This is a genomic window from Rodentibacter mrazii (genome assembly GCF_001998825.1).
Lineage (GTDB): Bacteria > Pseudomonadota > Gammaproteobacteria > Enterobacterales > Pasteurellaceae > Rodentibacter > Rodentibacter mrazii.
Genome location: NZ_MLHG01000043.1, coordinates 1 through 23,509, shown reverse-complemented (window position 1 = coordinate 23,509; position 23,509 = coordinate 1). Strand labels below are relative to the sequence as shown.

The window sequence follows — 23,509 nt, the reverse complement described above, 5'->3', positions numbered from 1 at the left end:
TATGATTAATTTGATATCGATGGTTTTTGTCAGGCAAATTTTAGTCGGTGTATTACAGATCGTGACCCTGATTCTGATTGCCAGAGGTCTTGGTTCGGAACAAATGGGGCTGTACACCTTAGCGATTTTATTACCGACCTTGTTTTCACAAATGATTACATTCGGTTTGCAGAGCGTCAATATTTACGCGATCGGCAGAAAAATCGTTAATGAAAGACAAGCTCTGTATGTTAATTTGGTTTTGCTGACGTTCATTTCACTACTGACTGTACTGGTTCTTGCGGTGGGAGTACATTATTTCGGCGTATATTTTTTTAAAGATATGCCGGTAACATTATTGTATTTATCTATTGCTTCGCTGTTGCCACAAACCTTTTTCACTGTGTTACCGTCTCTTGTGCAGGCAATGCAAAACTTTAAATGGTTCAACATTTTATGTGTGGCGCAACCGGCAATGGTTTTTGTGATTTCACTGATTGCAGTGCTGTTATCGAATCAAGTGGAATCGGTATTAATGGCTTATGTGGTAAGCCATTGGCTGAGTTTTATCATTTTGATACGGATTATTTGGAAGCTCATCAAAATCGAAATCTATCCTGTTTTTAAATTTTTGAAGGAATTTATCGGCTACGGGGTGCAATCCCATTTAAGTAACATTATTACGCTGTTGAATTATCGTTCTTCACTGTTAATTCTTGGCTATTTCACAACACCAATAGTTGTTGGAGTTTATTCTGTAGGTATGCAATTGGCAGAAAAATTATGGTTGCCATCGCAGGCGGTAAGTACCGTTTTATTGCCACGTTTGTCTAGTAAATTAGGTGAGGACAATGATGCCAGGGAGGTGGCGAAACTTACCTTAGACAGTGCCAGAATGACCTTATTGGTGACATTATTAATTGGCGCTGCATTTGCTGTGCTGGCGCCGATTGTGGTGGATTGGTTATTCGGTGAAGACTATAACCAAGCGGTTTATGTAGTGTTATTGCTGTTGCCGGGGATTTTGGCGTGGACACCATCGCGTATTCTTGCCAATGATCTTGCCGCTCGCGGGTTTGCTGAGCTCAATTTGAAAAACTCTTATTGGGTTTTTGTCATTAACGTAGCCCTTAGTTTATGTTTGGTACCGTTATTCGGTTTAATCGGTGCCTCACTGGCAACCACAATGGCTTATACCATGGATTTGGTTTTACGTTTGAAAGCCTTTGAACAGGTAACGAAAAGCGGTGCTTTTATAAACATCATGCCGAAATGGTCGGACTTTAAAATGATGTTCGGTTTTGTAACAGGAATAAGAAAAAATGCCAGATAAAAAGCATATTTTATTGGTTGCACCTTATGTGACATTTCCCGAAGAAATGGGTATGAATCGGTTTATTTACCTTGCTAAGTTGCTTGCTGAGGAGTTCGACGTGACATTGGTGACCAGCAAGTACTGCCACTTCCTGAAAAAACACCGCGAAAATCAATCGCACTTTCCAGGTGTGAAAGTGGTGCTATTGGACGAACCGGGTTATACCAAGAATGTCAGTGTTCGGCGCTTATTAAGTCACCATCAATTTTGTCGCAATTTTAAAAATTTTTTGCGCCATTACGAGAAACAAATTGATGTGGTGTATTCCGCTTATCCGCTCATTAAAACCAATCACATTTTAGGTAAATATAAATCGGAAAAAGGCTATAAATTGGTTATTGATGTGCAGGATGTTTGGCCGGAAGCCATTGCAGGACCGATTTCCCAGCTTTCTGGCACGTTGGGTAAAGCGCTTATGTGCCCGGTTACAATTTATGCTAATGAAACCTATGCCTATGCCGATGCGTTGGTGGCGGTATCCGATACGTATTTGCAACGGGCAGATGTGAAAAATCTGCCGTCGGATTTGAAAACTGCCGTATATATTGGTGGTGAGGCATTGTTTTATCGTGAACATAAAACTAAAACTACGAACAAATTGGTTGCCACTTATTTAGGTTCTATGGCGGGTAGCTATGATTTAGAAACGATTATTCGTGCCGCACCACTTTGTCAGGAACGTGTCAAAATTCAGTTTATCGGCACTGGACCTCATGAAGCACAGTTACGGGAATTAAATGAAGAACTAGGCGGTTATGTGTCTTTTCTGGGGGTCCACAGCTATGACGATGCCATGGATATTCTGGCAAATTCCGATGTGGCATTAAATGCTATTAAAGCGACGTCGCAAGGTAGCATTACCAATAAATTATCCGATTACATTTGTTGTGGTTTACCTATTTTGAGCTGCCAACAACAACCGGAAGTGGAAAAGCTGCTTGCCGAAGGCGGTGGCATTCAATATTTTGCAGGGAATTATGGACAACTTGCCGATTTATTGAACCGATTGGCTCAAGACAACAGTCGATTGGTGCATATGTCCGTAATTAACCAACGTTTGGCAAAAGAACGATTTTTACGGGAATATTCCTATCAAAAAATTACAAAGCTTATAAAGAAAATTATTTAGATGGCTATTCAACGTACCGATATATTTAAATTAGTCTTGTTATTCGGGTTAGCTTTAACCGTATTATCGCCTGCACTTTCCAATCTTGCCGGCTTGCCGCGCTTGGACAGTGCATTGGGGGGACTTTTTGTGACATTATCGATAATTACGTTGTTTTCTAACAAAATCGAGACGGATTTTCTAAAGTTTCTTCTTCCGCTTTATGGTGTGTTCTTCTTTGGTTTTTTGTCCGTATTAGCATCCTTTTCCTCTGAGAAGCTAGTGGATTTGTTTTTCTTCGGCATTGTAATTTTCTCTTTCCATTATTCCTTTTTAGCCTTCCGTCACCGTAACGGAGAAAATGATATTCGATACCTGCTGTTGGGTATCTCATTGTTTGTGTTGTTAGGTTTTTTTATTGAAGCTGGGCTGGGCATTCAGTTGGTGTCGGGGAACGAAGAATTAACGGTTACCGATAAAGCTTTTAAAGGTTTCTTTTTTAATACTAACGACCAAGCAGTCGTGATGGTTTCTCTTGCGGCCGCGGTGGGTTTTTTCTTCATCATTCGTGGTGAAAACCTCAAATTGAAAGTTGTCGGTTATACTTTGTTGCTGATGATGGGTGCTGTGGTAGTGGTCAGTGCCTCGCGTAGCGTGTTGGCAAGTTATTTGATGATGCTGATATTATTGCTTTTCTTAAATGCCTCATTATATTTCAGAGTCGTGTATTTATTACTTGGCTGCGTAATTATTCTGTTTATTTTTAACTTATCCTGGTTACAGGAAATATTCCTTCAATTGTCCCGTATTGAATGGCTGGAGCGTCCGATTGAGCGTTTTTCCCTAGTCATTTTCTCCATGAATGATGATAAATCAGTGGGCTATCGAACCGAGATCTATGGCACTTTCATTGATAACTTTAAGATTCTGTGGCTGGGGTATGGTCCCCGTGATTACATTCATTATTTCGATCAGGTTAAGCTTAGCTTCCCGCTCGGTTATACCAACCCGCATAGTTTCTTTATTGAAGTTTATCTGGCATTCGGCATTTTCGCCTTTATTTCGTTTATTTATTTCCTATTTTATTTAGCTTTTTATGTATTAAACGACGGGATATTAATGTCTAAAGAAAAGATTTTTATCCTGTTCATCATTGCAAATTTTTGCTGGATTGTTTGGGTGCCTTCTTCCATTTTTAGGTTGCCGTTAGTGTGGTATCCGCTGTTTTGGGTGTTAATTGATATAATTTTGAATAAGCATGACATGTTTTCTAAAAATAATAGGTAAATCATTATGTTAAAACGTATTTTGGATGTTGTAGTCGCTTCATTGACGTTGCTGATACTTTCGCCCGTTTACTTTTTTGTTGCTTATAAAGTAAAGAAAAATTTGGGTTCGCCGGTATTGTTTAAACAAACCCGCCCGGGCTTACATGGCAAACCTTTTGAAATGATTAAATTCCGTACCATGAAGGATGCAGTGGATGCACAAGGACATTTGCTACCCGACAGCGAACGTTTAACACCTTTCGGGAAAATGTTGCGCGCCACCAGTTTGGATGAATTACCGGAGCTTTGGAATGTATTAAAGGGGGATATGAGCTTAGTCGGTCCGCGTCCACTATTGATGGAATATTTACCGCTTTACGATAAAAAACAGGCTAAGCGCCACAGTGTAAAGCCCGGTATTACCGGCCATGCGCAGGTGAACGGGCGTAATGCCATCAGCTGGGAACAGAAATTCGAGTTGGATATCTGGTATGTGGAGAACCAATCCTTTTGGCTGGATTTGAGAATTTTGTTTAAAACTGTACAAAAAGTTATCGCAAAAGATGACATTAATGCGGTGAATGACGTAACCATGCCTAAATTTGAGGGAAATAAAAAATCATGAACATTCTAATTACATCGGCGGGACAACGTGTTTCTTTGGTTCAGGCATTTAAAACAGAACTCACAAAAATAGTTGAAAACGGCAAGGTATTGGCTGTGGATTTAAACCCAATCCTTGCGCCGGCTTGTCATGTTGCCGATGGCTATTTTCAAGTACCACGGGTGACGGATAGAAATTATATCGACATGTTACTACAAATTTGCTTGGAAAATCAGATTAAATTAATTGTGCCGACTATTGACACTGAACTTTTAATTTTAAGTGAGAACATTGACCGTTTTAAAAATCACGGTATTGCGATTTCGGTCAGTGATGTGGAGTTTGTTAAAAAATGTCGAGATAAACGTTTGACCCATGATTTATTCACAGAATATGGCATTGATATTCCAAAACAATTTGAACGCGATAATTTGCAATTTCCTTTATTTGCAAAACCGTATAACGGCAGTCTAAGCAAAGGAATTTTCGTGGCAAAAAGTGCGGTGGATTTAACGGAAGAAAATTTAAATAATCCGGAATTGTTGTTTATGCAATATATTTCACCGGAAGAATATGATGAATATACAGTAGATTGTTATTACGATAAAAATTCCCAATTAAAATGCGTAGTTCCAAGGCAGCGTATTTTTGTGCGTGCGGGTGAAATTAATAAAGGTGTGACGCGAAAGAATAATATTGTTCGTATTTTTTCGGAAAAATTGGCTCGTTTACCTGGTGCGAGAGGTTGTTTAACCGTTCAAGTATTTTTTCATAAAACCGAAGCACAGGTATTAGGTATTGAGATTAACCCGCGTTTTGGTGGCGGTTATCCGTTAAGTTATTTGGCACGGGCGAATTATCCGCAATGGTTAATGAAAGAGTACCTATTTAATGAAACCATTCCGGTATTCGGTGATTGGGAAGATAACCTATTAATGTTGCGTTATGACGCAGAAGTGTTGGTACATTATTATGAAAAATAAAGCGTTGGTTTTGGATTTGGATGACACACTATATGCCGAAATTGATTTCTTATATTCCGGCTATAAACATATATCCATGCGGTTGGAACCTGAAAATTGGAAACCGTTATTCGATCATTTGGTGGAGTTATACCACCGCGGGGAAAACACATTTAAATATTTAACCGATAAATATCAAATTGAATTATCCATATTATTGGAATGGTATCGTTATCATAGCCCGGATATTAAATTGTTTAAGCATACCTGGGAAATTTTAAATAACCTGCGTAAGGATTATAAATTAGCGGTGATTACCGATGGACGTTCAATTACACAACGTAATAAATTAAAAGCGTTAAATTTAGAAGAAATATTAGATTTTGTTGTCATTTCGGAAGAAATCGGCAGCGAAAAACCGGATCCGAGAAATTTCTTGGCGGTGCAGGATGCATTGCAGTGTCAGAAATATATTTATATCGGTGATAATCCACAAAAAGATTTTGTCTCGCCGAATAAACTTGGCTGGGAAACTATTTGTTTAAGGGATAAAGGAGATAATATTCATAAACAAGACTTCAATATTCACTCGGAATTTCTACCGCACTTTTATATTTCTGAATGGACAGAACTAATAGCTGTGCTTTAACTTTTAGTCAGTAAGGAATAATTATGCTTAATACGTCTTTTGAACCTTGGCCGTCATTTACTCAGCAAGAAGCAGATGCTGTTTTACAAGTGATTTTATCCAATAAAGTAAATTATTGGACGGGTACCGAATGTCGTGAATTTGAAAAAGAATTTGCGGCATATTGCCAAACCAAATATGCAGTGGCGTTAATGAATGGTACGGTGGCGTTGGATATAGCGTTAAAAGCGCTGAATATCCGGGCTGGCGATGATGTGATTGTGACTTCCCGTACTTTTTTAGCTTCTGCCAGCGCCATTGTGACAGCTGGAGCTAATCCGATTTTTGCCGATGTGGAACCGGATTCACAAAACATTTCCCGTCGTACTATTGAGGCTGTATTAACCCCGAACACTAAAGCCATTATTTGTGTACATTTGGCTGGTTGGATGTGCGATATGGATCCGATTATGCAATTAGCCCAAGAAAAAGGGCTGTATGTGATTGAAGACTGTGCACAGGCGCACGGTGCGAAATATAAAGGCAAACCTGCGGGCTCTATCGGGCATATCGGCGCTTGGTCGTTTTGTCAGGACAAAATCATGACCACCGGTGGCGAAGGCGGTATGGTGACCACCAACGATGAAAATTTGTGGAAAAAAATGTGGTCGTACAAAGATCACGGTAAAGATTATGACACAGTGTATAACAAACAACACCCACCGGGGTTCCGTTGGTTGCACGATTCCTTCGGTACTAACTGGCGTATGATGGAAGTACAGGCAGTATTGGGGCGTATTCAACTGACCCGCATGGAGGAGTGGACGGCGAAGCGCAATGCCAATATGGCGCTGATTTTTGATGCTTTTGAAGGTAGCCGGTATTTTACCGTCTATCAACCAAATCAAGATTATGTGCACGCTGCTTACAAATGCTATGTGCAGGTGAATTCCGATGTCTTGCCGAAAGGTTGGTCTCGCGATCGTATTATGCAAGCGATTAATGATAGAAATGTGCCCTGTTATAGCGGTTCCTGCTCAGAAGTGTATTTGGAAAAAGCCTTTGACGGCACACCGTGGCGACCAAAAGTGCGGTTAAAAAACGCCGTGAAATTAGGCGAAGAAAGTTTAATGTTTTTGGTTCACCCGACATTAAGCGAACAAAGTCTTGAGCGTTGTCGTCAAGCGATTCGTCAGGTTATTGCAGAGTTAGACGCTGTGTAAAGGGGTTTTTTGTGATTAAATCTTTTGTTACAAGGCTGGTAACCGTATCAATCTGGTTGAAAGTAATCGGATTAATGCTTATTGACTTGTTGGTTTTTCCTCTTTTGCTTTGGATTAGTTATGCACTGCGTTTATCGGACGTTGAGAATGACGTCAGCAGTGTTGTACCACAATTTTATGCTACGGAGATTTGGGTTTCTTTACTTGCGGTAGCCAGCTTATTTATTTGTGGTATCTACCACTTTGTTATTCGAGCCTCAAACGAAAACTTAATTTTTCGATTAAGTGTTGCGACCACGATTACAGTAGTAGAAATCCTCTTATTGAAAAGTATAACGGATGTGTTTGTTCCCATTTCTGTCGCGCTGATGTTTGGTTTAATGGTACTGTTTTGGGTTCTGTTGAGCCGGGCGGGGATTCGTTTATTGGTGCGTGGTATTTTAAGTTCCAGTAAGGCGAGTAAACGCATTGCCATTTATGGTGCTGGGGTCGCCGGGCGTCGTATTGCTGAAGCTTTATTAAATTCCGACGGACATGTACCGTTATTTTTCATTGATGATGACAAGAATCTGATTAACCGTCGTGCGGGAAAACTGAAAATTTACTCCGCTGAGGCTGGATTAGAGGCGTTAAAACGCTATGAAATTGATGAAATTTTGATTGCATTGCCTTCTGTGAGCCGAGTAAGAAAAAATGAAATTGTGTCATTTTTATCCCAATCAGGTTTACGAATGATGGAATTGCCGCCATTAAGCCAATTGGTTGATGGTCAAGTCAATATTTCTGATATTAAAGAAGTGAGCATCATCGATTTACTGGGCAGAGATCCTGTGGCACCGATTCCCGAACTGTTTAGTAAAAACATTCAAGGTCGAGTTGTGATGGTCACCGGTGCTGGAGGTTCGATTGGTTCGGAACTTTGTCGTCAAATTATCCGTAATCGACCAAAATTGTTGCTCCTTTTTGAAATCTCCGAATATGCGCTTTATGCGATAGAGCAGGATTTGAAAGAGATTATGCGTTATGAATCCATTAGCGATGTGATTGTATTGCCGTTATTGGGTAATGTGCAAAATACACAACGTTTAACAGACATTATGCAAACTTTCCATGTTGAAACGGTTTATCACGCGGCGGCGTATAAACATGTACCCATGGTGGAATATAATGTGGTGGAAGGGGTGAGAAATAATATTTTCGGCACTTACAATACGGCAAAAGCGGCGATCGCTGCTGGTGTGCGTTCTTTTGTTTTAATTTCCACCGATAAAGCGGTACGCCCAACTAATGTGATGGGAAGTACAAAACGCATTTCCGAGCTTTGTTTACAAGCTTTGGCAAAAGAAAAAGAGCGGTCACATCACACTTTATTTTCAATGGTGCGTTTTGGTAATGTGTTGGGCTCTTCAGGTTCGGTTATTCCATTGTTTAAAAAACAAATTGAACAGGGCGGACCAATTACGGTGACGGATGAACGTATTATTCGCTACTTTATGACGATTCCTGAAGCGGCTCAATTAGTGATTCAAGCCGGAGCCATGGCAAAAGGGGGGGATGTGTTTATTCTGGACATGGGGGAACCGGTAAAAATTGTTGATCTGGCAAAAAATCTTATCAAACTTTCAGGGCGCAGTATTCGTGACAGAGAAAACCCACACGGCGATATTGAAATTCGCTTCACAGGTTTAAGACCCGGTGAGAAATTATATGAAGAGTTGCTTATTGGCGATGATAACGTTGAATTGACTTACCATGAACGCATTATGACAGCAAGAGAAGTCTTTTTGCCATTGGATCAATTAAATACATTGTTGGTTCAACTTGAGAATGCCTGTGAACACAATGATTGTGAACGAATTCGAGACTTATTATTGAACGCGCCGACGGGGTATCACCCTGTAAGTAAATTAGCAGATTTTGTTTGGGTTCAACAACAAAATCAGAATGATTAACTCTAACTGCAACGATCTTAAATTATGAATAAATTAAGTAAATCTTTATTGTTAATGAGCGTGATGTTTTTACTTTCATCTTGCTCTGTTTTATTGCCAAGTTCAAGCTCGCCAATAACAAAAAAAACGGAAGTGATGGGTGAAAAAACGGATTATGATAAAGCAATTGATGCTTATTTAATTACGCCACAATTACTTAAACAATTGACACCGATAAATGCTTCTGCGCGTTCTAATTCCGGTTTAGATAAAGCCGTGAGAAATTATCAATATCGTGTTGGTCCGGGCGATGTGTTAAATGTCACCGTCTGGGATCATCCGGAATTAACCACTCCGGCAGGATCTTACCGATCTGCGGCAGAAGCCGGAAACCAAGTTCATGCCAATGGTACGATGTTTTATCCATATGTGGGAGCAATTAAGGTCGCCGGTTTAACCACGCAACAAATTCGTCATCGTTTAACGAGTGCTTTATCTAATTACATTACCTCCCCACAGGTTGAAGTGAGTGTCGCATCATTCCAATCACAAAAAGCCTATGTGACCGGTGAGGTGAAATCTCCGGGTCAGCAATTTATTACAAATGTACCATTGACTTTATTAGATGCAGTGAATAAAGCCGGTGGACTTTCCGATCATGCAGATTGGCATAATGTAAAAATTACCCGTAATGGTCGAGATGAAACGGTTTCGATTGAAGCATTAATTCAACGCGGTGATTTGACACAAAATCGTTTACTCACTAATGGCGATATCGTGCATATTCCACGTAACGATACTATGAAAATCTTCGTTGTCGGGGAGGTCGTTAAACCCCAATTTTTAACGATTGGGCGTAATGGTATGACGTTGACAGAAGCGATTAGTGCAAGTGGTGGCATTGATAAGTTATCTGCTGATGCAACTGGGATCTTTGTTATCCGCGGTCAACGAGGAAAGCATGAAATGGTGCAAACTGATAATGGTGAGCAAATTGAAAAAGTGGCGAATATTTATCAGTTGGACGTTACAAACCCAACGGCTTATATTTTAGGTACTGAGTTTTATTTACGACCACATGATGTGGTTTATGTCACTACTGCACCGGTTACCAAATGGAATCGCATTATTTCACAAGTTATCCCAACCATCAGTGGTTATAATGATTTAACCGAAGGTACTTTAAGAATCAGAACATGGGGACGATAGGAGAAGTATGATGCATAAAAAGCAGAATGACATTGTTGATCTAAGTAAACTATTGGCCGTCTTTTGGGATCGAAAAAAAACGATTCTTTATACGATTCTCTCTTTTGTGGTATTAGGGATTGTTTATGTGTTATTAGCACCTTCAATCTATAATGCTAATGTCTCTGTTCAGGTTGAATCAAAATATACTGGTGGTGCATTGAAGGAAATTTCGAGTCTTTTTGAACAAGAATCTTCCGCAGGAACGGAAATTGTTGTGATTAAATCAAGGGCGATTTTGACTGATGCAATTGATGAGTTAAATTTATCGACACAAATTTCACCGAAATATACAATTCCTTTTTTTAGTAAAGGTTGGGAAAAGCTATTTGGCGTCAAACCTGAGCTAGTGATTTCTCGTTTTATTCCCAAGCATAAAAATTTGGAACAAGCTGTTCTAGAGATCGGTCGCACTCAAGAAGAATATTCGCTTTTTGATGTGGATGGGAAACTGATTGTAGAAGGTAAAGTGGGTCAAATATATGATAACGATGATGTCATTATTCATGTAACAAATTTAAAAGGCGAATCCGGCAAACGTTTTTCTTTAGAAAAATTGGATGAGTTAAAAATTGTAGCGGATCTTCAAAAGAAACTTTCTGTAGAAGAACAAGGTAAGCTGACTGGTGTAATTAGTCTTAACCTTAATGGTGAGGATAAAGACTATATTTATCATGTTTTACGCGCGATCACGAATAGCTATATTCAACACAGTACAGCACGTAATACAGCAGAAGCTGAAAAAAGTTTAGCGTTTCTTGAGGCTCGCCTACCTAATGTGCGTGAACGTTTGACACAATCTGAAAATGCATTAAATGAGTATCGTCAACGAAATGCTTCGGTTGATTTAGATTTAGAAGCGAAGTCAATGTTGGATACGATGGTTCAATTGGAAGAAGATTTGAATGCATTGACGATTAAAGAAAGTGAAATTTCACAGCGGTTTAAACGTAACCATCCTACTTATGCTGCATTATTAGAGCAACGCCAAGTGTTATTAAAAGAAAAGGCGCGTTTAAGCAAGGCAATGGAAAATTTGCCAAAAACTCAAAAGGAAATTATCCGTTTAACGCGTGATTTTGAATCAAATCAAGAAATCTTTGTACAATTACAAAATAAAATCCAAGAACTTGATGTGATTCGGGCTGGTGCGGTAAGCAATGTGCGTATTTTAGATCAAGCACGTGTTATGCCGGATCCGATTGCACCACGTAAGTTATTGATTTTATCCTTTTCTGTGATTTTGGGTGGGATGACAGGATGTGCGATTGTTATTTTCAGAACATTATCTGATAAAGGTATTAAAAGTTCGGAAAAGGTTCGTGAGCTCGGCTTAAATGTGTATGCAACCATTCCCTATACTAAAAAACAGCATATGCTTTCTCGTAAATCCTCAGGTAAGGATGGTGGCTTAGCGCTCTTATCTGAACATTATGGGGGTGATCTGGCGATTGAAGCACTCCGTGGTGTAAGAACAGATTTGAACCATATTCTAAGTAAAGCTAAAAATAATCGTATTATGCTTGTCGGTGCAACAGCAAGGGTAGGGAAAGGTTTTATTTCAGCCAATCTTGCCAACTTGATTGCACAGACCAACCAACGCGTATTATTTATTGATGCTGATTTACGTAGAGGCTATGCTCATACCCAATTGCATTTAGATAATCAACAGGGCTTATCAGAAATATTGGCACAAGGCGAAGAATTTTCACAAGCCGTACAACAAGTCAATGCTCATTTACATGTTATTACCAGAGGTGCAACGCCACATAATCCGGCAGAACTCCTTACGTTAAACCGCTTCTCTCAATTATTGGAATGGGCATCTAAACATTATGATGTTGTGATTATTTCTGCTCCACCTGTTTTAGCAGTAACGGATGCAGCCATTATAGCTCAACATATGGGAACGGTTGTGTTGATTGGACATTTTGAACATACAACGCAAAAAGAAATTGAGGCGTCTCATCGGAGTTTCGTCAATGCGGGTATGAAGGTGAAAGGTGTGATTCTAAACGGTTTGAAAGCACGAGCATCAACAAAAGATGATTATTTCCATCGTTATTATGGATAAGTGCGATTGATTTCAGTGTCGTTTTTTTACTGTAATGAGCGCTAAAAATAAAAAATCGCTATTGAGATTCCGATTTTAATTCAATGGCGATTTTTTTATTTCTATCACAGAAAATAGTGCTTATTTTGACCGTACTTACAAAGACTCATTAAGTTTTGTTGTTTGTTTTAAGAAAACATAACCAGCAATAGCGGAAACCGTGGAACCAAGTAAGATTCCTAAACGGGAAAGGGTATTTATACTTTCGTCATCATAATTACCAAAAGCGAGACTTGCTAAGAACATCGACATGGTAAACCCGATACCGCACAAAATGGCAACAGCAAAAATTTGTTTAAAATTAATGCCTTCCGGTAATTTAGCGATACCTAACTTCACAGAAAGATAACTAAAACTAAAAACACCGACCGGTTTGCCGATAATCAATCCTAAGGCAATAGCGAGTAACAACGGTGATGTTAGCATAGAAAAATCTAACCCTTCAAAACTTACCCCCGCATTAGCAAAAGCAAATAAAGGTAAAATAAGGAATGAGGCCCAAGGTGCAAGCAAATGTTCAAAATCTTCTAATGGTGTCTCACCTTTTTCCCCTTTGAGCGGGATACAGAAACCGATAATCACGCCGGCTAGTGTTGCATGCACGCCGGATTTTAATACGGAGGCCCATAAAATGATGCCAACCACCATATAGGCACAAAGTGCGGTGACTTTAAAGCGATTTAGGGCAATGAGTAGAATTATCGCGATTGCAGCGAAAATAAGTGCCTGAATACTTAGTCCGTGAGAGAAAAATAGGGCAATAACGATAATGGCACCTAAGTCATCAATGATAGCAAGTGCCAGCAAAAAGACTTTTAACGGCAGCGGAACTTGTTTGCTTAAAAGTGCCATAACACCAAGAGCGAAAGCAATATCTGTTGCCATTGGAATTGCCCAGCCATTGGCAAGCGTAGGATCTTGATGGGCGATAAAAACATAGACTAATGCAGGAATGACCATTCCACCGACTGCCGCGAAAGCAGGGAAGATAGCTTGTTGATAGTTGGAAAGAGACCCTTCTAACAATTCACGCTTTACCTCTAACCCTACTAAAACGAAAAATACTGCCATAAAGCCATCATTAATCCAATGGAGTAAGGTTTTATCAATGGAGAATGCCCCGATTTGAGCACTTACGGGTAAATGTAAAAAATTATTGTAATCTGTACCTAAAGGTGAGTTAGCAAATAAAATGGCGATAAGTGCGGCGAAAAGTAATAAAATTCCACCGGATGATTCGAGTTTGAAGAATTGTCGTATCAGTTGCAACATTAAAAAATCTCCCCAAAATTAAAAAATAAATACAATAAAAAACTCAAATAAGCCTTGATACTACCACATTTTTATTTATCTGAGAAAATATCGGTATGAAAGTGCGGTCATTTTTATGATGGTTTTTGAGTTGATATGTGGCTGAATAACTGAGTTTGCATTTTTTTATTTGAAGATTAGGGTTATCAAGTAGTTTATAGTAGAATAAGCTCCTTTTTATCAATTGAGAATACTATGTTTACTCGTAAAGATATTATAGTTTTAGGAATGATGATTTTTGCGCTTTTTTTAGGTGCAGGAAATGTTATTTTTCCGCCAATGGAAGGATTTACCGCCGGGACACATTGGGCAACGGCATCTTTTGGTTTCGTATTGACCGGTGTATTTATGCCATTCATTACTTTGGTTGTTGTGGCGATGCTTGGGAGAGGGGAAGAACTTACCCGTGATTTGCCAAAATGGGCTGAGGTAATATTTTTAATCACCTTATATTTAGTGATTGGTTCATTATTCGCAATGCCGCGCGTGACCAATGTCGCCTATGAAATGGCATGGTTACCACTGAATATGATGGAAGACAATAGTCACACACATTTTATTTTTTCCCTTATTTTTAATGTTGTCGGTATGCTTTTTATGCTGCGCCCAAATACGATTATTTCGACTGTTGGGAAATTTATGACACCAGCATTGCTCGTATTATTAGTTGTTGTTGCTGTGAACGTTATCATTTCCCCGCTTTCTGACATTGTTGAGCCAAGCAAGGCTTATGCCACAAACCCTGCGATTACATCCGGTTTAATCAGTGGCTACCAAACTATGGACGTGCTGGCGGCTATTGCCTTTGGGGGGATCGTTGCTCGCGCGTTGGCTGTACGGAATATCACTTCCCCACAAAAGGTGATGAAATATACGATTTCTGCAGGGGTGATTTCCGTACTTTTATTGTCAGTGTTGTATTTTTCATTGTTCTATCTAGGGGCAACCAGTGCGCAAGTTGCAGAAGGTGCTACCAATGGTGGACAAATTTTCTCCCGTTATGTCAACGCATTATTTGGGGTTTCGGGGACTTGGATTATGTCGGGCATTATCATTTTGGCGAATATGACGACACTCGTAGGCGTGACCAGTGCGTGTGCAGATTATTTCTCTAAATTTCATGTCCGTTTATCTTACCCGTTTTGGGTCGTTGTATTTACGATTGTAACCACAACGGTTGCTCAAACAGGACTAACGGAATTATTGAGAGTTACCATTCCTGCATTGTTGCTGATTTATCCGGTCGCGATTATGTTGGTATTACTACAAATTGTCCGTAATAAATTGCCGAATATTAAATTTAGTTATTATTTCACTTTATTGGTTACGGTGTTCTTTAGTGCTTGTGATAGTTTAAAAAATGTTGATTTACTACCGCAAGTTCTTGAGGATTTACTGAGCCATTTACCGCTTTATGCTGATGGTATGGCGTGGTTGATTCCGGCATTTGTTGCCTTGGCTTTATCGTTACTATTAGGACGAAAAAAAGTTTAAAAATAGATGAACAGTAAAAAATACCGGGTTTAGATACTCGGTATTTTTTTATAAAGTGCGGTCGCTTTTTAAGATATTTATACACTTAGCCGTTGACGCACGATTTCAAATAAACATACGCCCGTTGCGACCGAAACATTCAACGATGAGACAGATCCTGCCATTGGAATACTAATTAATTGATCGCAATGTTCACGAGTTAAACGACGCATTCCTTCACCTTCTGCCCCCATCACGAGAGCCAGTGCGCCGGTCAATTTGCTTTGGTAAAGGGTTTCTGTCGCTTCACCGGCGGTACCTACCACCCAAATATTGTGATTTTGTTGTAAATCACGAAGGGTACGGGAAAGGTTAGTCACTCGAATGAGCGGCACGGTTTCCGCTGCACCACAGGCCACTTTGCGGGCCACAGAGGTGAGTTGTGCAGATTTATCTTTTGGCACAATGACAGCTAAGACACCCGCTGCATCGGCGGTACGCAAACAGGCACCAAGGTTATGGGGATCAGTTACCCCATCAAGTACTAATAAAAGTGGATTTTGTTTACCGGCAAGAATCACATCAAGATCATTTTCATTGAGTTCCTTTGCGGCTTGTATGCGTGCAATCACCCCTTGATGTACTTCACCATTTGCTTTTTTATCTAAGGTTTGGCGATTAACAAATTGCACGGCGATACCCATTGCGTGGAGTTCATTAAGCAAAGGCTGTAAGCGTTTATCTTCACGCCCTTTTAATACAAATACTTCAATTAAACGCTCCGGTGTATGGGCTAGAATGCTATTGATGGCGTGAATACCATAAATCTGTTCTGACATAATTTTTCTCTATTTTTTGATTTTAGGACGACATTATTTACGTTTTTTCTGTTTTTGAGAAACTTCTTTATTTTTAACCGCACTTTTACGCTTTTTCATCGCTTTTGGCGGCAATTCTTTAAATACTTTCTTTGCTCTCTCTTTTGCCGTTTTGCCTGCTCGACGGGGTTTGCGTTCACTCCCCACCAGCGAGAAGTCGATCATTTTCTGTTCTAGGTGGACGGCTTCCACACGAATCCGCACTTTATCGCCTAAACGATATTGCATTCCGCTGTTTTCACCGATTAAGCGTTGTTTGGCAGCATCAAATTGATAATAATCATTTTCTAAGGTTGAGATATGCACTAAGCCATCAATGAATAAGTCGTCTAAACGTACAAACAGTCCAAAACCGGCCACAGAAGAAATAACGCCATTAAATTCATTGCCAACGTGATCTTGCATATATTCAGATTTCAGCCAATCCGCCACTTCACGGGTAGCCTCATCGGCGCGGCGTTCGGTCATTGAGCAATGATCGCCAAGCTGATCCATCTCATCAAAAGAATAATGATAACCGCCACTGTCGGTGGTTTTACGTTTCGCCCCTTGTTCTTTAGCAAGCAGATATTTAATACTCCGATGGAGCGTTAAATCAGGATAACGGCGAATAGGTGAAGTAAAATGGGCGTATTCTTCCAATGCTAAACCAAAATGCCCGATATTATCCGCATTATATACCGCTTGGCTTAAAGAACGGAGTAACATGGTTTGAATTAATTCGTGATCCGGTCGCTCTTTGACTTTTTCTAACAGTTCTGCGTAATCTTTCGTGGTCGGTTTTAGCCCCCCTTCCAAGCTTAAACCAAACTCTCTGAGAAAAGTTCGGAATGAAGTGAGTTTTTCTTCGCTTGGTGTTGCGTGAATACGATATAGTGCCGGTTCATTATGTTTTTCCATAAAATTAGCGGCGGCGATATTGGCCAAAATCATACATTCTTCGATGATTTTATGGGCATCGTTGCGGATTACCGGTTCAATGCGTTCAATACGTCCCATTGAATTAAAGATAAATTTGCTTTCAATGGTTTCAAAATCAATCGCCCCACGCTGATGACGGGCAGAAAGCAGTGCTTGATAAAGATGATAAAGTTCTTCTAGATGAGGGGCGAGTGCGTGATAGCGTTCACGAAGTTCCCTATCACCTTCCAAAATTTTCGCCACTTTGGTGTAGGTCAAACGTGCGTGGGAATTCATCACCGCTTCATAAAAACGATAATCGGTGAGTTTGCCTTTGGCGGAAATGTGCATTTCACAAACCATACACAAGCGATCCACTTGCGGATTAAGCGAACACAAGCCATTAGATAAAATTTCCGGCAGCATCGGTACGACTCGATTTGGAAAATAGACCGAGTTCCCCCGATTATGGGCTTCGTTATCGAGTGCCGAATGCAAACGTACGTAATAACTCACATCCGCAATCGCCACCCAAAGTTTCCAGCCTTTACCTTGTTTTTCGCAATATACCGCATCATCAAAATCCCGTGCGTCTTCACCATCAATAGTAACTAACGGTAAATGGCGTAAATCCACACGACCTTTTTTTGCTTCTTCCGGCACATCCTCTGTGAATTTTCTAATGTATTTTTCTACCGCACTTGGGAACTGATAGGGAATATCGTGATTGCGTAACGCAATTTCGACTTCCATCCCTTTCGCCATATTATCGCCCAAAATTTCCGTGATAATCCCTATTGGCTGATTGAAGGCGGCAGAGCGTTGTTGTAATTCCACCACAACCACTTGCCCCATCTGCGCACCGTTACGGTGTTCGTTTGGCACAAGAATATCGCGTCCGATACGGCTGTCGTCAGGTACCACATACCCAAAGCCGTTTTCCAAGAAAAAACGCCCAACAATCTGTTTCTTGCGACTTTCCAATACACGCACAATGCGGACTTCACGGCGTCCTCGGTGATCTAAATTTGTTGGTTGTGCCAATACAAAATCACCGTGCATCACCCGTTGCATCTGATGATTGGGAATGAATAAATCCTCTTTTTTGCCCTCGACTTGCAAAAAGCCGTAGCCTTCTCGATGACCGATCACCAATCCCTTAATAAGATCTAATTTTTCCGTCAAGGCATAGCGTTTGCGTTTGGTGAACACAAGCTGCCCATCATTTTCCATTGCCCGTAAACGACGGCGCATTGCCTCCATTTTTTCCTCATCACGAATAAAAAGTGCGGTCAAAATTTCTTCCCGATTCATTGGGGCGTTATTTTCACGAATCATACTTAAAATAAGCTCCCGACTTGGAATTGGATTGCCGTATTTTGCTAATTCTCTTTGATAATGAGGATCTTGGAGCTTGAGTTTTCTCTGTTTTTTTGTCATTACTTTTTTACAGTATTAAAAATTGCAGTGAGTTTGACACTGTCAGAAGGATAATGCAAGGAAATCGGGTTATTAGATGGAAATAAAGTTTTTCGGAGAAAAAGTAAAGATAGCTAAAATTTAAACTTTCTGTTTTACTAAAAAATTGTATGTTAAGTCAGGGATATGTTTCGGCTACGATACTTTTTGAAAATACAAAAAAGAAGCGGATTTTTAATCCGCTTATCTATTTGATCAACCTTTTTTGCGGCGTTTTAATGTATCAAGTAATACGGCAATAACAATAATTGCTCCTTTTACAATTTGTTGCCAATACGGATCAACGCCAAGCATATTTAATCCTTTATTGGTTGTGCCAATAATTAATGCGCCAATCACACACATGGGAATTGTGCCGAAACCACCGCTTAAGGATACGCCACCGATAACGGCTGCGGCAATGGCATCAAGTTCCCAAGCCAATCCATAAGACGGGTTACCCGCATAAGTACGGGACGCAAGCAATGCGCCTGCCAGACCAGATAATGCTCCGCCAAGAATATAAACCCAGATTAAGGTGCGATTCGTATTAATTCCGCAAATTTTGGCAGCATTTAAGTTTCCGCCTACGGCATAAACATGGCGACCGAATGTCGAACGGCTGAGTAAAATGTGGGTGATGATAACAATTAAAACATATAGTAGTACTAATCCCGGTAGTCCTAAAATATTGACATCGGCAATCCAAGTAAAGGCTTCGGAAGAGGCATCAATTGGACGACCGTCAGAATAAAGCTGAGCCGCACCGCGAGCAATAATCATCATTCCTAATGTGGCAATGAAAGGTGGAATGCCACCAATTGCCGTAAGTCCTCCGTTAATTAACCCCAATCCGGCACCAATTAGAATCGAGACGGCAAAAGCGAGTAACGCTGCTGAAACGGTATCTCCTCCGGTGACCACCGAGGCTGATACTACCGCAGTTAAAGCCACGACTGAACCGGATGATAAATCAATGCCGGTGGTAATGATGATAAATGTTACCCCAATGGCTATGATGCCGAACATGGAGACTTGCTCGATAATACTCCACACTGTTCTTGCTGAGAAAAAACCATCAATTGAAATTGATAATCCTAAAAAGAGAAGAATTAAGATTAAGACCATCCCATAAGCATTGATAATTTTCTTCAATGTCACGTTTTCCATAGTAAACCTCTCATTTTTAATTAAAAGCTGATCGTGATGAATAAAATAACTAACCTGAAGCCAATTCAAGAACCCGTTCTTGTGTTAGCTCCGTGTGAGGAATAATGCCTACTTGACGCCCCTCATGCATTACCATTACTCGATCGCTCATTGATAAAAGTTCCAACATATCCGAAGTAATCATAATGATGGTTTTTCCTTGTTTTGATAGCTCGACCATCAGTTTATACAATTCTGCTTTCGCTCCTACATCAATCCCTTTTGTCGGTTCGTCTAGAATAAGTATGTCGGGTTCTAACAATAACCATCGGGCAAGTAATACTTTTTGCTGGTTCCCGCCAGAAAGATTATTCGTAATGACTTCAACATTTGGCGCTTTAATTTTTAGTTTTACTTTTTGTTCATTTGCTGTTTTTTGAGCTCTTGTTACAGAAACGAGGAGATTCTCAAGATAGGGGGACATTTTCGGCATAATCATGTTGTCGGTAATGCTTAGATTTAAAAACAGTCCCGTCAGTTTTCTATCTTCTGTCACAAAACCGATTTTATATTTCATGGCATCAAGCGGATTATGAATAATCGCTTTTTCACCTTTAATATAAATTTCGCCGCTATCCGCCGGTTTATAACCGAATAATCCCTCTACGATCTCAGAACGCCCTGCACCGACTAATCCGGCGATACCAAAAATTTCACCTTTACGCACAGAAAAATTAATATCTTGGTAATATCCCGCACGAGTGAAATTTTTTATTTCAAGTGCAATTTCATCTGAAAGTTCAAAACGTTCACGTTGAAACATTTCGGACATATCGCGCCCGACCATCATAGAAATGAGTTGTTCTTTACTGACTTCTTTGGTTGGTTTGGTATCCACATATTGACCATCACGAATGACAGTAATTTCATCAGATACACGGAAAACTTCGTCTAACTTATGGGAGATAAAAATAATTGCAATTCCCCTCGCTTTTACTGTTTCAATGATTCGATAAAGCTGTTCAACTTCATTTTCCGTTAATGCAGTAGTGGGCTCGTCCATAATGATGACTTTGGCATCGTTGGAAACAGCGGTCGCGATGGCAACCAATTGAGCTTTTGCTACTGATACATCCGACATTTTGGTTGTAACATCCATTGGTACGCCTAAATCTTTTAAAATAGTCGAGGCTTGTTTATTCATTGTTTTTTGATCGAGAAAAAACTTACCTTGAGTGATTTCACGTCCTAAGTAAAAATTATCAGCAATAGTTAAATTGGCTGCTGGGGAAATTTCCTGTGGAACCATCGTCAAGCCACAACGAATAGCATCAATCGGGCGGTTTGGTTTAAAGGGTTTTTCGTCTAAAATTATTTCTCCTCCCTCATCGGGGATATAGATTCCGTACAGTATTTTCATCAAAGTAGATTTTCCGGCACCATTTTCTCCCATTAATGCGTGGATGCTTCCGCGTCTAACGCGAAGGTTGATACCGTCAAGTGCTTTCACCCCCGGAAATGTTTTTGATACATTTTTCATTTCTAAAATATAAGGGGACTTTGAACTATTAGCCATTTTTAACTCCTTAAATCGGTTAAGAATGAATATTAAAATCGTCGTTATGGTGAGAAAGTGCGGTCAGTTTACTCCTTATATTTATTGATATATTGTTCTTTCATATCAGGTGTCACCAATTCAAAAGGAATCCAGTTATATTTTGGAATTTTTTCACCTAATGCGGCTTTGTATGCCATCTCGGCACTCAACCGCCCTTGTTCTGAGGCTGATTGATAAACAGTAGCATCAAGACCTTTACCTAAATAACTCAGTGCATCCGGTGTCGCATCAATTCCTACAATGAGTAGATCTTTATCTTTGAAACCTAATTTCTTTGCTGCAAGCAATGCCCCGATTGCCATTTCGTCATTATTACTAAGAATCACATTAATATCGCGATGTGCCGAAAGTAAATTTTCTGTTACTTCCATACCTTTTGAGCGATCCCATTTTGCTTCTTGTTCCGCGACCACTTTAATTTCAGGATATTGAGCAAAAATCTTTTTATTACCTTCTGTGCGTTTAATTTGTGCTTCCAACCCTAATGGGCCTAATAAAATCATTGCCTTAGCCGGTTTGCCATTTAGCGAATTAATAATAAATTCACTTTGCATTTCTCCACTTTTAATTTCCTCAGACCCTACGTAGCTTGCTACATATTGCATATCTTCTTCATTTGGTTTTACAGTGACGACAATTAAAGGAATTTGGGCTTTCTTTGCTTTTAATCCGATGGCTTTTACAATTTTCTGATCTGTTGGCATTACGATTAATGCATCCACCTTAGAATCAATAAAATTTTCTATATCATTTAGCATTTTTGCCGGATCGCCATTGGCATCGGCATATTTAAATTTAAGATTAGCTTGTGAATACACAAATTTATTCATTGAATCCTGTAAATAAGTCGGGTATTTATCGGCAAGGCTATATATTGAAACGCCAACTACAACGGATTTAGCAAGAATGAGAGGAGTGAAAAAAAGACCAATAACTAAGATGTATATCTTTTTTAACATAGTTTATTCCTCCGTTTGAGATGTCTTAGTGAGCAAACGGAAAGGACAATGCTGTCCTTTCCATTAGGGTTGATTGAAACACTATTTTTTATATTTTGCTTGGTATTCCTCTTTTTTATCCGGTGTGACAAGTTCAAAAGGAACCCATTTTACAGAAGGTACTTTTTCACCTTTAGCAGCCAGATATGCTATTTCTGCACCGGTCATACCTTGACTGGCAGCAGATTGGAACACGGTTGCATCCAACCCTTTACCAAGGTAGTCCAATGCATCCGGTGTGGCATCTAAACCTACAATAATTAAATCTTCATCTTTAAGCCCTAATTTTTTGCCGGCTAATACCGCACCTATTGCCATTTCATCATTATTACTTACAACGACATTTAGTTTTTTATTTGCTGCAAGCAAGTTTTCAGCAATTTCTAGTCCTTTAGCTCTATCCCATTTGCCTTCTTGCTCGGTAAAGATCTTGATATTTTTATTCTGTGCGAAAATTTCTTTGTTACCTTGGGTCCGCTTAATTTGCGCATCCTGACCTAAAGGCCCCATTAAAATGGCAGCTTCGGCAGGTTTACCATCTAATGTATTTACAATAAAGTTTGCCTGAATACGTCCGCCTTCAATTTCATCGGAACCGACATAACTGGTGACATACTGCATATCTTCATCTAAAGGTTTACGATTAATCACAATGAGAGGAATGCCGGCTCGTTTGGCTTTTCGACCAATGACTTTGATGATATTCGGATCCGTTGGAACAATAAGTAATGCATCAACTTTTTGATCAATAAAGGTTTCTGCGTCATTTAACAAACGTGCCGGATCACCGTTAGCATCGGCAAGTTTAATTTCGACATCATCATGAGCTTTATCAAACTCACGAATCGCATCTTGAAGATAGGTTTGCCATTTATCGGAAAAGGCAACCATTGGCGCGCCAATGACAATGTTTTTAGCAATGGTCGCTTGGGAGGTTAATAAAGCGCTACCGCATAATAATGCCAATAGTGTTTTTTTCATGAGATTACTCCTTTTTTAGTTAATGGATAACAAAAAGAATAGAAATACGGCTACCCCTACTAGAATATTTTAAGAAATATAAATTTCGCCAAGTTTAAAATTGGAATAAATGATTTGTTGTATATATATCATTTAGTTTATATGCCCCGCAATGACCAAATTTCAAAAATGTGAACTAGATCTTGTTTTGGTGTTAAAATTTTTAATTTAAAATAGTGAAATGTTTAATTCATTTTTCGATGTAAAAATAGGTGCTGTAAAGCACCTATTTATGAAATCTTGAGAAATCTTTGTCATTCGATTT

General features: G+C 39.6%; 18 protein-coding genes. 11 read left to right on the top strand and 7 right to left on the bottom strand.

The window, feature by feature from the left end:
- Position 1 precedes the first annotated feature (1 nt).
- Genes BKK47_RS07190 through BKK47_RS07145 form a run of 10 tightly spaced genes read left to right on the top strand, consistent with a single transcriptional unit; the run spans position 2 to position 12,400 of the window.
- Positions 2-1,312 (top strand): flippase, encoded by a 1,311-nt coding sequence (locus tag BKK47_RS07190; protein WP_077494190.1) that lies wholly within the window; start codon positions 2-4, stop codon positions 1,310-1,312.
- Positions 1,302-2,483: a glycosyltransferase gene (locus BKK47_RS07185; protein WP_077494189.1), complete on the top strand. Its 1,182-nt coding sequence runs from the start codon at positions 1,302-1,304 to the stop codon at positions 2,481-2,483. The genes BKK47_RS07190 and BKK47_RS07185 overlap by 11 nt, the downstream gene beginning before the upstream one ends.
- On the top strand, positions 2,484-3,749 hold the full coding sequence (locus tag BKK47_RS07180) for an O-antigen ligase family protein (RefSeq protein WP_077494188.1): 1,266 nt from the start codon (positions 2,484-2,486) through the stop codon (positions 3,747-3,749).
- Between the two features lie 6 nt (positions 3,750-3,755).
- Positions 3,756-4,355 (top strand): sugar transferase, encoded by a 600-nt coding sequence (locus tag BKK47_RS07175; protein ID WP_077494187.1) that lies wholly within the window; start codon positions 3,756-3,758, stop codon positions 4,353-4,355.
- Positions 4,352-5,317, top strand: coding sequence for an ATP-grasp domain-containing protein (locus tag BKK47_RS07170; RefSeq protein ID WP_077494186.1), 966 nt, complete (start codon positions 4,352-4,354; stop codon positions 5,315-5,317). Before BKK47_RS07175 ends, BKK47_RS07170 begins: the two co-directional genes overlap by 4 nt.
- Positions 5,307-5,945: an HAD family hydrolase gene (locus BKK47_RS07165; RefSeq protein ID WP_143529596.1), complete on the top strand. Its 639-nt coding sequence runs from the start codon at positions 5,307-5,309 to the stop codon at positions 5,943-5,945. Before BKK47_RS07170 ends, BKK47_RS07165 begins: the two co-directional genes overlap by 11 nt.
- A gap of 23 nt (positions 5,946-5,968) precedes the next feature.
- Complete coding sequence (locus BKK47_RS07160; protein ID WP_077494184.1) at positions 5,969-7,147, top strand: DegT/DnrJ/EryC1/StrS family aminotransferase; 1,179 nt, start codon at positions 5,969-5,971, stop codon at positions 7,145-7,147.
- Positions 7,148-7,161: 14 nt separating this feature from the next.
- Positions 7,162-9,099, top strand: a complete 1,938-nt coding sequence (locus BKK47_RS07155) for a nucleoside-diphosphate sugar epimerase/dehydratase (protein WP_077494196.1) — start codon at positions 7,162-7,164, stop codon at positions 9,097-9,099.
- 24 nt (positions 9,100-9,123) lie between these two features.
- Positions 9,124-10,287: a polysaccharide export protein gene (locus BKK47_RS07150; protein ID WP_077494183.1), complete on the top strand. Its 1,164-nt coding sequence runs from the start codon at positions 9,124-9,126 to the stop codon at positions 10,285-10,287.
- 7 nt (positions 10,288-10,294) lie between these two features.
- A complete protein-coding gene (locus tag BKK47_RS07145; RefSeq protein WP_244149118.1) occupies positions 10,295-12,400 on the top strand; it encodes a polysaccharide biosynthesis tyrosine autokinase in 2,106 nt (701 codons plus the stop codon).
- A gap of 135 nt (positions 12,401-12,535) precedes the next feature.
- Here BKK47_RS07145 and nhaA read toward each other — a convergent pair whose 3' ends face one another.
- A complete protein-coding gene (gene nhaA, locus BKK47_RS07140; RefSeq protein WP_077494181.1) occupies positions 12,536-13,711 on the bottom strand; it encodes a Na+/H+ antiporter NhaA in 1,176 nt (391 codons plus the stop codon).
- 234 nt (positions 13,712-13,945) lie between these two features.
- Here nhaA and brnQ point away from each other — a divergent pair, with 234 nt between their 5' ends.
- Complete coding sequence (gene brnQ, locus BKK47_RS07135) at positions 13,946-15,244, top strand: branched-chain amino acid transport system II carrier protein (RefSeq protein WP_077494180.1); 1,299 nt, start codon at positions 13,946-13,948, stop codon at positions 15,242-15,244.
- A 77-nt stretch (positions 15,245-15,321) separates the two neighbouring features.
- On the opposite strand, the gene rlmB is transcribed toward brnQ, so the two are convergent.
- From rlmB to BKK47_RS07105, 6 genes are all read right to left on the bottom strand, one after another.
- Positions 15,322-16,062, bottom strand: coding sequence for a 23S rRNA (guanosine(2251)-2'-O)-methyltransferase RlmB (gene rlmB, locus BKK47_RS07130; RefSeq protein WP_077494179.1), 741 nt, complete (start codon positions 16,060-16,062; stop codon positions 15,322-15,324).
- Positions 16,063-16,095: 33 nt separating this feature from the next.
- Positions 16,096-18,441: a ribonuclease R gene (gene rnr, locus BKK47_RS07125; protein WP_077494178.1), complete on the bottom strand. Its 2,346-nt coding sequence runs from the start codon at positions 18,439-18,441 to the stop codon at positions 16,096-16,098.
- A gap of 234 nt (positions 18,442-18,675) precedes the next feature.
- Positions 18,676-19,629, bottom strand: coding sequence for an ABC transporter permease (locus tag BKK47_RS07120; RefSeq protein WP_077494177.1), 954 nt, complete (start codon positions 19,627-19,629; stop codon positions 18,676-18,678).
- A 49-nt stretch (positions 19,630-19,678) separates the two neighbouring features.
- Entirely contained in the window at positions 19,679-21,184 is a 1,506-nt protein-coding gene (locus tag BKK47_RS07115) for a sugar ABC transporter ATP-binding protein (RefSeq protein WP_077494176.1), read from the bottom strand.
- Between the two features lie 68 nt (positions 21,185-21,252).
- Positions 21,253-22,185 carry a sugar ABC transporter substrate-binding protein gene (locus BKK47_RS07110; RefSeq protein WP_077494175.1) on the bottom strand — a complete coding sequence of 311 codons (933 nt, stop codon included), beginning with the start codon at positions 22,183-22,185 and terminating at the stop codon, positions 21,253-21,255.
- An 81-nt stretch (positions 22,186-22,266) separates the two neighbouring features.
- On the bottom strand, positions 22,267-23,205 hold the full coding sequence (locus BKK47_RS07105) for a substrate-binding domain-containing protein (protein WP_077494174.1): 939 nt from the start codon (positions 23,203-23,205) through the stop codon (positions 22,267-22,269).
- Positions 23,206-23,509: the final 304 nt, after the last annotated feature.